Below are 12,934 nucleotides of genomic sequence, written 5' to 3' on the forward strand. Positions count from 1 at the left end.
ATCACCAATTCGACAATGCGCGGTCGAGCGTCTCGGCCAGTTGCTCGGCATTGTCCCTGGCAAAGGGCAGCGGCGGCCTGATCTTCAGCACATTGCCGCGCGGACCGCAGGACGAGATCAGCACGCCGTCCTCGCGCATGGCTTCGACTACAGAAGATGTCTTGCTCGCGGCCAGCGCCTCGTCGCCATCGGCCGTCAGCTCGACGCCGAAATAGAGGCCGTTGTGCCTGACGTCACCGACCATGCGGTGCCGGGTCTGCAAATTGCGCAGCAACTCAGCTGTATAGGCGCCGACCATGTGTGCGTTCTCGATCAGTCCTTCGCCTTCGATCACCTCCAGAACTGCGATGCCGACGGCGGCGGCGACCGGGTTGCCGCCGAAAGTGTTGAAATAACCGGTGTTGGAGCCGAAGGACGAGACAAGCCGCGGCCGCACCAGCACCGCGCCCATCGGATGGCCGTCGCCGATCGGCTTGCCCATGGTGACGATATCGGGCTCGAGGCCGTAATTGGCAAAACCCCACATGCCCTGGCCGAGCCGGCCGAAGCCGGACTGAACCTCATCGGCAATGACGATGCCACCGGCCTTCCTGACGTGATCCGCCGCCTCGCGCATGACAGCCGCATCGGGGAAGAAAATACCGTCGCTGGAAAAGGCCGAGTCGAGCAGCAGTGCCGCCGGGCGGATATTTTGCGCACGCATGTCCTCGATGGCAGCGGCGACATTCTTGGCGAAGTCATGCGCGGCGCGGCCCTGGTGGCGGAACGTGTCGGGCGCTGCCACGGTGCGGTGGTGCACGGGCACGCCCTTGGCGCCGACCGCCGCCGGCGACAGCTGCGCGGTGGCGATCGTGGCGCCGTGATAGGCGAAGTCGGTGATGATGACGCCGGTGTTGCCGGTGGAATGCTGGGCGATGCGGATGGCGAGGTCGTTGGCCTCGCTGCCGGTGCAGGTGAACATGGCATGGCCGAGATGGGCCGGAACCGTGCCAAGCAGCTTTTCCGCGTAGTCGAGGATGATCTCGCTCAGATAGCGCGTGTGCGTGTTGAGCGTGGCCGCCTGCCCCGACAGCGCCTCGACGACGCGCGGATGGCAGTGGCCGACCGAGGCGACATTGTTGTAGGCATCGAGGAATTTGCGCCCTTGCGCATCATAGAGCCAGACGCCGCTGCCGCGCACCAGATGGATCGGGTTGCGATAGAAGGCGCGGTAGGTCGGCCCAAGCAGCCTGGCGCGGCGTTCGAGCAGGGCGTGCTCGGACGCTGTCGAGTCGGCATTTGCAGGATATGGCGAAGACTGGGACACGAGCATCTACTCCGGATTGGAATGGTCGAGAAAATAGCGGCGGGCATCCGCGGACGACAGCCCATCGAGCCGTTCGAGCGAAGTCCAGACCTCGGTGATGAGGCGCAGCACATAGTCGCGCTTGGCCGGAAAGCGTTCCGCCTGCCAGCTGGCGATGTTGGCGATGAGCGCGAGGCGAGCGCGGATCAGATCGAAAAGGATGCCAATCTCCTCGGCCTCGAGCGGCTGCACCGACTGATAGCCGGCGACGAAACGCGCGGCCGGTGCCAGCGGGTGCCCCTCCGCCGGCCAGCGGTAGACGGCGCCGATGGCGAGGTCGCAGATCAGCGGCGAATGGATCATGTCGCCAAAATCGAGGATGCCGCTGACCACCTCCGGCCGCGACGCGTCCATCACCACATTGTAGGAATTCATGTCGTTGTGGACGATCTGCGCGCGCAGGCTCGGAATGACAGGCGCCGCATGCGTCTCGAAAGCGTCGATCACACGCTCGACCATGGCCCGGTGGCCGGCATCGGCGATATGCGCCAGCATCGGCCGCGTCTTGGCGACCTTGCGGATATCCCAGAGCAGGTCGCTGCCGGCCGCTGGATGGAAGAAACCGCGCAGTGCCCGGCCAAGGCGGGCGAGGAAAATGCCGAGATTGCGATCCTGCGCCGCCGATGTGGGCGAACGCGACAGCAACTGGCCGGGCAGATAGGTGACCAGCCGGATGATGCGCGGCGCCGATCCGCCGACGCTGACCGTGAACTGCGCTTCGCCCGCAAGGCTCTTGCGCACCGAAGGAACCGGCAAGGTCGGGTCGACCGCAAGGATATGGTCGAGCGCCTTGTTCTGGAAATCGGTGAAGCCGGCCTCTTCCGCCGGGTGGGAGACCTTGAGGACGAACTCGCCGTCGCCGTCGGTCTGGATGTGGAAATTGTGGTCGCGTTCCCCCGGCAGCGGGCGCGCGCTGCCGGTCAGTCCATAGTGCCGGCGCAAGATGGCGAGCGCGTCGGCAATCGAGACATCGGGCGCGTCCTCGGCCAGCGTTTCGCCGAAAGCGTCAGTCACGGCTGCGTTCATGCGCTCGCCTCCGGACCGATGGGCTCTAGACCGCACCAGTCGGCGATGAACAGCGCGATGGTCTGGGTGACCTTGCGCACCGAATCCAGATCGACGGCCTCATCATAGCCATGCGGCATGCGGCAGATCGGGCCATAGACGATCGCCGGCGTGTCGGCATAGAGGCCGAAGAAGCGCGCATCGGTGGTCGCCGAGGTGACGTGTTCCGTCAGCGGCTCGCCCCACACGGCGACATGGCTGCGGCGCAGCACGGCTTCCATCTCGTCGGCGCCTTCCAGCACATAGCCCTCGGCCATGAAGCCATTATAGGTCATCTTGGGCGGACGATTGGCCAGGAACGGATCGGCGCGCGCCGCATTGGCGATGCAGGCTTCGAGTTCGGCCCTGGCGTCCTCCAGTTTCTGGCCGGGATAGGTGGCGACCCGCATCTCGAAGACGCAGCGCGCCGGAACGCTCGATGTCCATTCGCCGCCTTCGATCTTGCCGAGGTTGAAGCGGATCGGATGCGGATGATCGCAGAAATGCTTGTCGTCGACCTTGCGCGCATTCCAGACGATTTCAAGCTGTTTCAGCGCCTGGATGATGAGAAAGGCCTTTTCGATGGCGTTGGCGCCGGCCGAGAAAGCGCCGGACGCATGCTGCGGATCGCCGTCGACCTCGACCCTGAACCAGATCGGCCCGACCTGCGCCCGCATCAGGCGCGGTTCCAAGGGCTCGGGAATGAAGGCGGCGTCGGCGCGGTAGCCGCGCTGCAGGCAAGCGAGCGCGCCATTGCCGGTGCATTCCTCCTCGACCACCGACTGGAGGTAGACGTTCGCGGCCGGCTGATAGCCGAGGCTGCGCAAGGCGGCGAGCGCATAGAGACAGGCCGACAGGCCGGCCTTCATGTCGCCGGCGCCACGGCCATGCATCCAGCCATCCTCGATGGCCGGGTCGTAGGGATCGCGCACCCAGCGGTCGAGCGGCCCCGTCGGCACCACGTCGATATGGCCGTTGAGGATCAGCGAGAGGCCGGTAGCGTTCCGTGGCGTGTGGGTGGCAACGACGTTGAAGGCGTCGTCGTAGGAGACGGCAACCGGCGAAAACCCCGGCAGGTCGCGGATCGCGTCGACATCGACACGCCACATGTCGACCGCATAACCGTCGGCCTGATAGGCGGCCGCCATGAAGGATTGCGCGGCGTGCTCCTCGCCGCGCTGGGAAGGAAAGCGCACGAGGTCGGCCAGGAATGCGACTTGCCGTGCGAAGCCGTCATCGACCGCGCGCAAAATGGCTTCGTCGGCAATCCGCTCAGGCATGATATTCCGCTTTCCCGTGAATGGTGTATCATATCTCATATGCCATCCCAGGGAAAGGCGAAGAGACAGGTGGGGCCAAAACGATGGCCCAACCCGGGAAGCTCTTGGCAGGCGGGCTCGGAGTTGGCATCAGCTTCCTGCATGCCGGCGCGACTGCATGGCAGAGATCGAGGACAAATGCTGGTCACCGAAGGCCCATTGCCGGATGAAATCACCGATCTCACGTCCGGCTACCGGCGCGTGCCGGCCGGCAAGATCGTCAATGCGGTGACGTGGATGGAAGCGCGCGCGCCTATGCCATGTCTCGCCCAGCCCTTGGCAATGACCCGGATCACCAAACCCGACAGCGCCGCCTACCGCGCGATCTTCCTCGAGATCGGCGCTCCCTGGCTGTGGGACCGCGCTGCCGAAATGTCGGATACAGAGATCGCGGCACACTTCGCCGACCCGCGCCAGCATCTGTATTACGGCCATGATGAAAGCGGCCGCCATGTCGGCATGGTGGAATTCCGCGTGGCCGACGACAATGAGATCGAGATCACCTATTTCGGCCTGTTCCCCGCCTTGACCGGCCGCGGTCTCGGCAAGCGGCTGATGGCCGGTGCGCTCGACCAGGCATGGCGCCTCGACCCTGGCCGCATCTGGCTGCACACCAGCAGTATCGATCATCACAGCGTCATCGGTTTCTACCGGGCTTGCGGGTTCGAGCCCTATGCGGCCGGTTTCGAAATCACCGACGATCCGCGGATCAAGGGAACCCTGCCGCGCGATGCAGCCCCGCAAATCCCGTTGATCGAAACGGAATGGGTGCCCGGCGCCAGATGAGACCGTCTTCGCAACCAGCCGGCCAGGCATCGCCCCACCATCGCCGGTGGGTGCGGCGCGAGAGCATCCTGTCGGGGTTGGAGCGGCATGTCGATACGCGCATCGTTTTGTTCGCCGCGCCCGCCGGCTTCGGCAAGTCGACGACGATGGCGCAGTGGGCAGCTGAGGTCGCGCGCCACGGCCGGCTGACCGCTTGGCTGTCCTGCGAGGCGACGGACAATGACGAAGGCGCCTTCCTGTCGCATCTGGTGGGGGCGCTACGCCATCTCGTCCAGAACCCGGCCGAACTCGACCTCGCCTTCCAGTCGAGCCCGATCCCGCAGCTCGACGTGGTGCTCGCAGCACTGGTGGCGGGTCTTGCAGCGCGGGACGCCGAGATCACCCTGTTCTTCGACGACTACCACGTCATCGAAGCGCCGGCGGTCAAGCGGTTCATGGAGCGGCTGACGCGGCAGGCGCCCGCCAACGTCGCCTTCGTCATCGGTTCGCGCAACCTGCCCGACCTGCAACTCGGCAAGCTCAGGGTGCTTGGCGACGTCTTCGAAATCGGCGCGGACGATCTGCGCTTCGCTTCCTCCGAAGCCGAAGCCTTCTTCAACGATAAATTGGGCCTCAGCGTCAGCAGCGGCACCGTCGAGACCTTGTGCTCGCGGACCGAAGGCTGGGCCGCCGGCCTGCAGCTCGCCTCGCTGTCGCTCAGTGCCGCGCATGCTCCGGAAACAGTCATCGGCAATTTCACCGGCGCCAACCGCAACGTCGCCGATTTCCTGATGGGCGAAGTCTTCCTGGGGCTGCCGCCGGCGCTGGCGAAATTCCTGCTCCACAGTTCGATCTTCGAGCGCTTCAGCGCCGAGGCGTGCCGGGCGGTCTTGCGCGCGGCGGACGCCGAGACCGACATCACCGAGATCGAGACCCGCAACCTGTTCCTGGTGCCGCTCGATGAGGAGCGGCGCTGGTTCCGCTATCATCACCTGTTCCACGACTTCCTCAGCCGCGAAATGGAACGGCGCGAGCCGGAGATGATCGCGCCGCTACATCTGGCCGCGGCCGAATGGTTCGGCGAGCGCAAGATGCTGACCGAGGCGATCGGGCATGCGCTCGCCGCCGGCGACCAGGCCCGCGCGGCGGTGTTCGTCGAGAACAACGCGCTCGAACTCATCGCCCAGTGCCAGCTGCTTTATGTCAGGCAGTTGCTGGCGCTGCTGCCGAGGAACCTGGTCGACCAGCGCATCCGGTTGCAGCTCATCGTGCTGTGGCTGGCAGTGCACTCAAGCCAGCCCGAGATCGCCCAGCAGACGCTGGCCAATGCGCGCAAGCTGGTTGAGACCGGGCCGGCCGACGGCAAGGATCCGGGCACGCTGACCGGCACCACGATCGAGGCCGAAATCGCCGTCCTCGATGCCGCCGTGCACAGCACGCTGGAGCAGTTCGAGGACGCGCGAGACACAGCACTTGCCGCCCTGCGCATCATCGCGCCCGACGCCTGGTTCATGGAAGGCGCGACGGCCAATGTCATCGGTTACAATCTCTACGCGCTTGGCGACCTCGAGGGTGCGCGGGCGGCGGCGGAGGCGGCGCGCAAGGCGCATGAGCGAAGCGGCAGCCTACTCGGCGTCACCATCGCCAATTGCTACATGGCCGTGATCGAGCGCTCGGCCGGCCGCCTGCCCGCGGCGGAACGGCTGCTGCGCAATACGATTATCGAGGCGAGGACGCGGATCGGCGCGAACTCCTATGCCGAGGCACTGGCCGGAACGCTGCTCGCCGAACTCGCCTATGAGACCAACGCATCCGGCGAGGCGCTGACGCTTGTCGAGAATCTCGGACCGCTGATCGAGGGCGCCGCGGTCATCGTCTATCCCCTGGCCAGCGTGCCGACCTATGCCCGCGTGCTGCAGCTGACCGGTCGCGCAGACCAAGCGCTCGACATGCTGGAGCGCGTCTACCAGCGCGTGCGCGGTTCCGTCTACCGCCGCCTTGCGTCGGTGCTGGTGCATGACCGCATCCGGCTGCTCATCGATCAGAACCGCATCGCCGAGGCACGCGCCCTGCTCGACGAGCATCGCCGCGAAAGCGCCGAGACCGCCCCCACCGTCGCCAACGAATTCGAGTTCTTCGCCGAAGGCCGGCTGCTGACGGCGGAAAAATCCTACGCGGCTGCCGCGGCGCTTTTCGACGCGCTGCTGGAGCGGACCAAAAGCAGCGGGCGCATGCGCCGCCACATACTGGCGCTGATCCTGCGCGCCAAGAGCGCCAGGAATGACCAGCGCGAGGCCGACCGGCATCTCCTCGAAGCGCTGCGCCTTGCCCAGCCTTCCGGCTTCATCCGCTCCTTCGTCGACGAGGGCAGGCCTGTGGTCGAAGCGTTGATGCGGCTGCGCGCCGCGCAGGCAAAGACCGACCCGTCCCTGTCGGCCTATGCAACACGCATCATCGATGCCGCGCAGACCATGCCTGTGGCGATGCGGAAGCAGGCGGCACCGGCAGCGGAAAAGAAACAACTCACCCAGCGCGAGACCGAACTGCTGCGCTGCCTGTCGGAAGGCATGTCCAACAGGGACATCGCGGTTGCGCTGTCGGTCAGCGAAACGACGGTGAAATGGCATTTGAAGAACATTTTCGGCAAGCTCTCGGTGTCGAACCGCGTCCAGGCCGTGCGTGCCGCGCAGGCGGCCGCGAACCTCCGCCCCCCTCCGAAAGGAGGGGCATAGACATCTGGCACAACCCCCTCTTTCGGGTCGGGCCATGGCATCGTTAGCCTGCTAGCCTCCTCCGGATTGCAGAGGACGCTGCTTATGGCGACAGGTTACGTTTTTCACGAACAGCTGATGTGGCATGACACCGGCCCGAGCGCCGACATGATGCCTCCCGGCCGTTTCGTGGAACCGGGCCGGCACCTGGAATCACCGGGGTCGAAGCGCCGGCTGAACAACCTCATCCAGGTCAGCGGCCTGGCGCGCCATCTGGTGCCGATCCTTGCCGAGCCGGTGACGGTCGAGGATCTGCTACGCGTGCACACGCAGCGCCATGTCGACGACATCCGCACGCTCAGCGAACGCGGTTCCGGCTTCGCCGGGCCGCAGGCGCCGATCGGCCTCAACAGTTTCGACATCGCCCTTTTGTCGGCCGGCACGACCTATGCGGCGATGCGCGCGGTGCTGACCGGCCGTGTCGACAACGCCTATGCGCTGGCGCGGCCACCGGGGCACCATGCCGAGCCCGACCAGGCCATGGGCAACTGTCTGTTCTCCAATATCGGCGTTGCCGTGCGCCGGCTGCAGCATGAGGGCCTGCTTGGCCGTGCGGCGATCGTCGACTGGGACGTGCATCACGGCAACGGCACCGAGACCGTGTTTTATTCCGATCCGTCGGTGCTGACCATTTCCCTGCACCAGGACAATCTCTATCCGACCGGGCGCGGCGCGCTGGCCGACAATGGCAAGGGCGAAGGGGAAGGCTACAACATCAACATCCCGCTGCCGGCCGGTAGCGGCACCGGCGCCTATGAGGCGACCTTCGATCGCGTCGTCGCTCCGGCGCTGCGCGCCTACAAGCCCGACCTTGTGATCGTCGCTTCCGGTTTCGATGCGTCGGGCTTCGATCCGCTCGGCCGCATGATGCTCAACAGCGAATGCTTCCGGCGCCTCGCCGCCCGCATGGTGGCGCTGGCTGCCGAGACTTCCAACGGACGGCTGATGATGACCCATGAAGGCGGCTACTCTGAAGGCTATGTGCCATTCTGCGGCCATGCCGTCATCGAGACGCTGGCCAACCATCGCACCGAAGTGGTCGATCCGCTGTCGGACCATATCGACGAATGGGCCGGCCAGGCCTTGCAGCCGCATCAGGCTGCGGTGATCGACGCCGCCGAAGGCCTCCTCGCGGGCCTGCGCCAACGCCTCGCAAGTGCTGCCTGACACGATGGATTTTGTCGTCACCACACTCCTCAACGCGCTGACGCTGATCAGCATCCTGATGCTGGTCGGGCTCGGGCTGGCGATCAGCTTCGGCCTGATGAACGTGACCAATCTGGCGCATGGCGAGTTCGTCACCGTCGGCGCCTTCGCGGTCTATTTCGTCCAGAGCGTCGGCGGCTCGTTCTGGCTGGGGCTGGCCGCCGCTCCGATTGCCGGCGCCATAGTCGGCTGCATCCTGGAATTCGCCATCATCCGCCACCTCTATTCGCGGCCGGTCTCGACCGTGCTCGCCACCTGGGGCGTCAGCCTGATCCTGCAGCAAGGGCTGGAACTGACCTTCGGCCTCGGCGCCAAGCCGGTGACGCCGCCGATCGAGGGCACGCTCGATCTGTTCTTCACCGCCTATCCGGCCTACCGGCTGATCCTGATCGCGATTGCCATGCTGACCTTGCTCGGCGTCGTGCTTTTGATCAGCCGGACCTCCTTCGGGCTCGACATCCGCACCGTCATCCAGAACCGCGAAATGGCCGAGGGCGTCGGCATCAACACGCGGCGCACCTATGCCATCGCCTTCGCCTTCGGCGCGGCCATTGCCGGGCTCGCCGGCGGCCTGGTCGCGCCGCTGGCGATCGTGCTGCCGCAGATGGGCGTGAACTATCTCGCCAACGCCTTCTTCGTCGTCATTGTCGGCGGCGTCGGCTCGATCGGCGGCCTCGTCGCCGGCAGCGTCTTCGTCGGCGGGCTGACCAGCGTGCTCAACTACCAGATCTCGCCATCGCTGGCGCAAGCGATCGTGCTGCTGGCGGCCATCGTCGCCGTGCGGCTGCGGCCCAACGGCCTGTTCAACGGAGCGTCGCGATGATCGCCCGCGACCGCAACTGGCTGCTGATCTTCGCCGTCTGCGTGGCGCTCGCGGTTCTTTATCCGCTCTTCGCCGACGGCTATCAGTTGACGGTGATCCGCGACGCGCTGATCTTCGGCCTGTTTGCCGCAAGCCTCGACTTCTTCTGGGGCCGCACCGGCATCCTGTGCTTCGGCCACGCCGCCTTCTTCGGCATTGGCGGCTACATCATGGCGCTGGTCACGCTCAACGACGCCATCCCCTTCGGCAGCCTGCTCGGCATCATGGGCGCGGTGGCCGGCGCGGCTTTTGTCGCCGCCATCATCGGCTACTTCCTGTTCTTCGGCGGCATCCGCGGCAGCTATTTCACCATCGTGACGCTCGCCATGGGCGTCATCTGCCAGCAGGCCGCCGTCTCCTGGAGCTCGGTCACCGGCGGCGACAGCGGCCTGATCGGCATCCCGCCGATCGAATTCGATATCGGCGGAATGCATGTCGATCTCAGCCAGGATCTGCCTTCCTACATCTTCGTTGCGTCCATCGTCGCGGTGGTCGTGCTGGCGCTGTGGTCGATCAGTCGCGGCCGCTGGGGCACGGTGCTGACCGCCATCCAGGACAATGAAGTCCGGGCGGCAGCGCTTGGCCACAATGCGCCGCTGCGGCTGCTCGTCACTTTCGTCCTGTCCGCCGCGATCGCCGGGCTTGCCGGGGCGCTCTATGTCTGCATGGCCGGGCTGGTGGCGCCCGATTTGTCCGGGCTGCTGCTGTCGACGGAAGTCATCGTCTGGGTGGCGGTCGGCGGGCGCGGCACGCTGCTTGGCCCGGTGCTGGGCGCCATCGCCATCCAGCGCGCGCAGCAGACGATCTCAAGCTTCAACCCGAGCCTGTGGCCGCTGCTGCTCGGCTGCGTCTTCGTTATCATCGTCTTCGTGCTGCCCGACGGCATCCTGTCGATCTACGCCCGGCTGAAAACCCTGTTCAACCGGCGGAGGCAGGCGCAATGAGCGATGTGCTGCTCCAGGCCGAGAATGTCGGCATCCGCTTTGGCGGGCTGCAGGCGCTGGAAGGGTTGAACCTGACGGTGCGCGACAGGGAGCTCTGCTGCATCATCGGGCCGAACGGCGCCGGCAAGAGCACCTTCCTCAACCTTTTGACCGGCACGCTGCGCCCGACCAGCGGCAGCGTGCGTTTCCTCGGCCACGACATTGCCGGCCTGCCGCTGCACCGCATCGCCCGGCTCGGCATTGCCCGAAAATTCCAGATTCCGTCGGTCTTTCCGAGCCTCTCGGTCGAGGACAATCTCAAGGTCGCACGGTGGGGCGCCCCCTCCCCGGCTCGTCCGGTCGGCGAACTGCTTGACCTCGTCGCGCTTGGCAGCCGCGCCGCCACTCTGGCCGGCGAACTCGCGCATGGCCAGAAGCAATGGCTGGAGATCGGCATGGCGCTGGCGATCGAGCCAAGGCTGCTTTTGCTCGACGAACCGACCGCCGGCATGACACCGCAGGAAACGCTGGCGACAGCCGAGATGCTGCTGCGGCTCAAGGGCGAGTTCTCGATCGTGGCGGTCGAGCACGACATCCGCTTCGTACGGGCGCTGAACTGCGAGACGCTGGTGCTGCATCAGGGACGCCGGCTGCGCAGCGGTCCTTTCCACGACATCGAGACCGACGAAATGGTCCGCGACGTCTATCTGGGGAGGCGCTGACCATGCTGCGGACATTGGCGGTCTCGGCAGGCTACGGCCTGCTCCCGGTGCTGAACGGTATCGACCTCAGCGTGGCGTCAGGCGAAGTCGTCGGCCTGCTCGGCCGCAACGGCGCCGGCAAGACGACACTGCTGCGCGTCATCGCCGGCGGCCTGAAGGCAAGCGGCGGCGCGGTGGTTCTCGGCGACCAGGACCTTACCAACGCGCCGGCCTTCCGCCGCGCGCGAGCCGGCATCGCGCATGTGCCGCAGGGGCGCGGCATCTTCAACCAGCTGACCGTGCGGCAGAACCTCGAAGTCGGCACGCGCGCCGCCCGGGACCGTGGCGACGGCGGCATTCCTGACGACATCTTCGGCTATTTTCCGATCCTGCGCGAACGCGAAGCGCAAATCGCCGGTACGCTGTCGGGCGGCCAGCAGCAGATGCTGGCGATCGGCCGTGCGCTGTGCGGCCTGCCGTCGGTGCTGCTGCTCGACGAGCCCTCGGAAGGCATCCAGCCGAACATCGTGCAGTCGATCGCCGAACTGGTGCCGCGCATCGCGCGCGAGCGCGGCATCGCGATCGTTCTGGTCGAGCAGAATCTCGATCTCGTTCTCAAGGCGGCGGACCGCTGCCTGGTGATGGAGAAGGGCAGGATCGTGCACGAAGGCACGCCGGAGGCGTTCGCCGACGAGAGCCTGCTGAAGGATTTGTTGGCCCTATAGGCGCGCCCTAAGCGCGCCTGGGACCTGTTGACTTTGTAAGGCGTGCATGGGGCGCGCCTGGACTGGAAGGGAACATAACAATGATAAGCAGAAGAACGATCCTCAAATCCGGCGGCGCAGCGGCTGCCTTCGCCATGGTCGGCGCGCCGTCGATCCTGCGCGCCGCCGACACCGTCAAGGTCGGCCTGTCGATCCCGATCACCGGATTGCAGGCGATCCTCGGCGAGACGCTGCTCAACTGCTACAAGCTCGCCGCCGCCGAGCTCAACGCCGCCAACGGCATTGGCGGCCGCCAGGTCGAGCTGTTCATCGAGGACAACCAGACCACGACCAAGGGCGCCATCGACAAGGCGCGCAAGCTCCTCAACGAGGACAAGGTCGACGTGATCATGGGCACGATCATTTCGCCCGAGCGCAGCGCGACGCTGTCGGTGACCTCGAAGGCCAAGAAGCTTTTCTTCTACCCGACCAATTTCGAAGGCGGCGAATGCAATCGCTACTTCGTCGCCACCGGGCCGATCCCGATGCAGCAGGTCGACCCGATGATGCCGTGGGTGGCCGAGAATCTCGGCAAGACGATCTATGTTATGGCCTCCGACTATGCCTGGCCGCAAAAGATGACCGAGGCGATCACGGCGGCCTATGAGAAGGCCGGCGGCAAGATCATCGGCGCCGACTACTATCCATTCGGCACCACGGATTTCGGCCCTGCCTTCCAGAAGATCAAGTCGCTGAAGCCCGATGTCGTCTGGTCGATGGTGGTCGGCAACGACGCCGTCACGCAGCTCAAGCAGTATCGCTCCTTCGACATCAAGCAGCCGCTGATCGCGCCGCTCGACGAGGTCTTCAACAAGGACGCGCTGCCGCCCGGCGTTGCCGCCGGCACCTACGCGCCGCAGCCCTACTGGATGGCGCTCGACAATCCGGTCAATAAGAAGTTCATCGCCAGCTTCCGCGAAAAGTTTGGTCAGGAAAAGATGGTCAACGGCATCGGCGAGGCCGGCTATAACGGCCTGCATCTCTACGCACTGGCCGCCGAGAAGGCCGGATCGTTGAAGGACGACGATGTGCTCAAGGCGCTGCCGACCATCGAGTTCGACGCCCCGCAAGGCAAGATCCGCGTCGATGCCTCCAACAACCACACGCTCTGCCATTCCTATGTCGGCAAGGCGGCGGCGGACGGCATCAGCTACGAAATCGCCAAGGATTTCGGCACCATCGCGCCGGTCACGCCCTACTGCAAAGTGTAGGCCCTCGCACACAACCAATCCTG

General features: G+C 65.6%; 11 protein-coding genes. 8 read left to right on the forward strand and 3 right to left on the reverse strand.

Features of this window, described 5'->3' with window-relative positions; all coding sequences use genetic code 11:
* Nucleotide 1: 1 nt before the first annotated feature.
* From AC1DPX_RS16060 to AC1DPX_RS16070, 3 genes are read right to left on the reverse strand one after another with little or no spacing between them, the layout of a single operon-like run.
* Nucleotides 2-1,312, reverse strand: coding sequence for an aspartate aminotransferase family protein (locus tag AC1DPX_RS16060; protein ID WP_477237990.1), 1,311 nt, complete (start codon nt 1,310-1,312; stop codon nt 2-4).
* Nucleotides 1,313-2,371: a phosphotransferase gene (locus AC1DPX_RS16065; protein ID WP_477237992.1), complete on the reverse strand. Its 1,059-nt coding sequence runs from the start codon at nt 2,369-2,371 to the stop codon at nt 1,313-1,315.
* Nucleotides 2,368-3,669 (reverse strand): ArgE/DapE family deacylase, encoded by a 1,302-nt coding sequence (locus AC1DPX_RS16070; RefSeq protein ID WP_477237994.1) that lies wholly within the window; start codon nt 3,667-3,669, stop codon nt 2,368-2,370. The genes AC1DPX_RS16065 and AC1DPX_RS16070 overlap by 4 nt, the downstream gene beginning before the upstream one ends.
* A 177-nt stretch (nt 3,670-3,846) precedes the next feature.
* Here AC1DPX_RS16070 and AC1DPX_RS16075 point away from each other — a divergent pair, with 177 nt between their 5' ends.
* From AC1DPX_RS16075 to AC1DPX_RS16110, 8 genes are all read left to right on the forward strand, one after another.
* Nucleotides 3,847-4,494: a GNAT family N-acetyltransferase gene (locus tag AC1DPX_RS16075; protein ID WP_477237996.1), complete on the forward strand. Its 648-nt coding sequence runs from the start codon at nt 3,847-3,849 to the stop codon at nt 4,492-4,494.
* Nucleotides 4,491-7,205, forward strand: a complete 2,715-nt coding sequence (locus AC1DPX_RS16080) for a winged helix-turn-helix domain-containing protein (RefSeq protein ID WP_477237998.1) — start codon at nt 4,491-4,493, stop codon at nt 7,203-7,205. Before AC1DPX_RS16075 ends, AC1DPX_RS16080 begins: the two co-directional genes overlap by 4 nt.
* 84 nt (nt 7,206-7,289) lie before the next feature.
* Nucleotides 7,290-8,411 (forward strand): class II histone deacetylase, encoded by a 1,122-nt coding sequence (locus tag AC1DPX_RS16085; protein ID WP_477238000.1) that lies wholly within the window; start codon nt 7,290-7,292, stop codon nt 8,409-8,411.
* Nucleotides 8,401-9,273 carry an urea ABC transporter permease subunit UrtB gene (gene urtB / locus AC1DPX_RS16090; protein WP_477238002.1) on the forward strand — a complete coding sequence of 291 codons (873 nt, stop codon included), beginning with the start codon at nt 8,401-8,403 and terminating at the stop codon, nt 9,271-9,273. The genes AC1DPX_RS16085 and urtB overlap by 11 nt, the downstream gene beginning before the upstream one ends.
* A complete protein-coding gene (locus AC1DPX_RS16095) occupies nt 9,270-10,256 on the forward strand; it encodes a branched-chain amino acid ABC transporter permease (RefSeq protein ID WP_477238004.1) in 987 nt (328 codons plus the stop codon). The genes urtB and AC1DPX_RS16095 overlap by 4 nt, the downstream gene beginning before the upstream one ends.
* Nucleotides 10,253-10,957 (forward strand): ATP-binding cassette domain-containing protein, encoded by a 705-nt coding sequence (locus AC1DPX_RS16100; RefSeq protein ID WP_477238006.1) that lies wholly within the window; start codon nt 10,253-10,255, stop codon nt 10,955-10,957. The genes AC1DPX_RS16095 and AC1DPX_RS16100 overlap by 4 nt, the downstream gene beginning before the upstream one ends.
* A 2-nt stretch (nt 10,958-10,959) precedes the next feature.
* On the forward strand, nt 10,960-11,661 hold the full coding sequence (locus AC1DPX_RS16105) for an ABC transporter ATP-binding protein (RefSeq protein ID WP_477238008.1): 702 nt from the start codon (nt 10,960-10,962) through the stop codon (nt 11,659-11,661).
* A gap of 80 nt (nt 11,662-11,741) precedes the next feature.
* A complete protein-coding gene (locus AC1DPX_RS16110; protein WP_477238010.1) occupies nt 11,742-12,911 on the forward strand; it encodes a substrate-binding protein in 1,170 nt (389 codons plus the stop codon).
* Nucleotides 12,912-12,934: the final 23 nt, after the last annotated feature.

Source organism: Mesorhizobium sp. 01N446, from assembly GCF_056399285.1.

Bases quoted from the DNA above. Each gene is read 5' to 3' on its own strand.
- AC1DPX_RS16070 (WP_477237994.1), bottom strand. From the start codon at position 3,669: ATGCCTGAGCGGATTGCCGACGAAGCCATTTTGCGCGCGGTCGATGAC.
- AC1DPX_RS16105 (WP_477238008.1), top strand. From the start codon at position 10,960: ATGCTGCGGACATTGGCGGTCTCGGCAGGCTACGGCCTGCTCCCGGTG.
- AC1DPX_RS16065 (WP_477237992.1), bottom strand. From the start codon at position 2,371: ATGAACGCAGCCGTGACTGACGCTTTCGGCGAAACGCTGGCCGAGGAC.
- AC1DPX_RS16075 (WP_477237996.1), top strand. From the start codon at position 3,847: ATGCTGGTCACCGAAGGCCCATTGCCGGATGAAATCACCGATCTCACG.
- AC1DPX_RS16060 (WP_477237990.1), bottom strand. From the start codon at position 1,312: ATGCTCGTGTCCCAGTCTTCGCCATATCCTGCAAATGCCGACTCGACA.
- AC1DPX_RS16080 (WP_477237998.1), top strand. From the start codon at position 4,491: ATGAGACCGTCTTCGCAACCAGCCGGCCAGGCATCGCCCCACCATCGC.
- AC1DPX_RS16095 (WP_477238004.1), top strand. From the start codon at position 9,270: ATGATCGCCCGCGACCGCAACTGGCTGCTGATCTTCGCCGTCTGCGTG.
- AC1DPX_RS16085 (WP_477238000.1), top strand. From the start codon at position 7,290: ATGGCGACAGGTTACGTTTTTCACGAACAGCTGATGTGGCATGACACC.
- AC1DPX_RS16110 (WP_477238010.1), top strand. From the start codon at position 11,742: ATGATAAGCAGAAGAACGATCCTCAAATCCGGCGGCGCAGCGGCTGCC.
- AC1DPX_RS16100 (WP_477238006.1), top strand. From the start codon at position 10,253: ATGAGCGATGTGCTGCTCCAGGCCGAGAATGTCGGCATCCGCTTTGGC.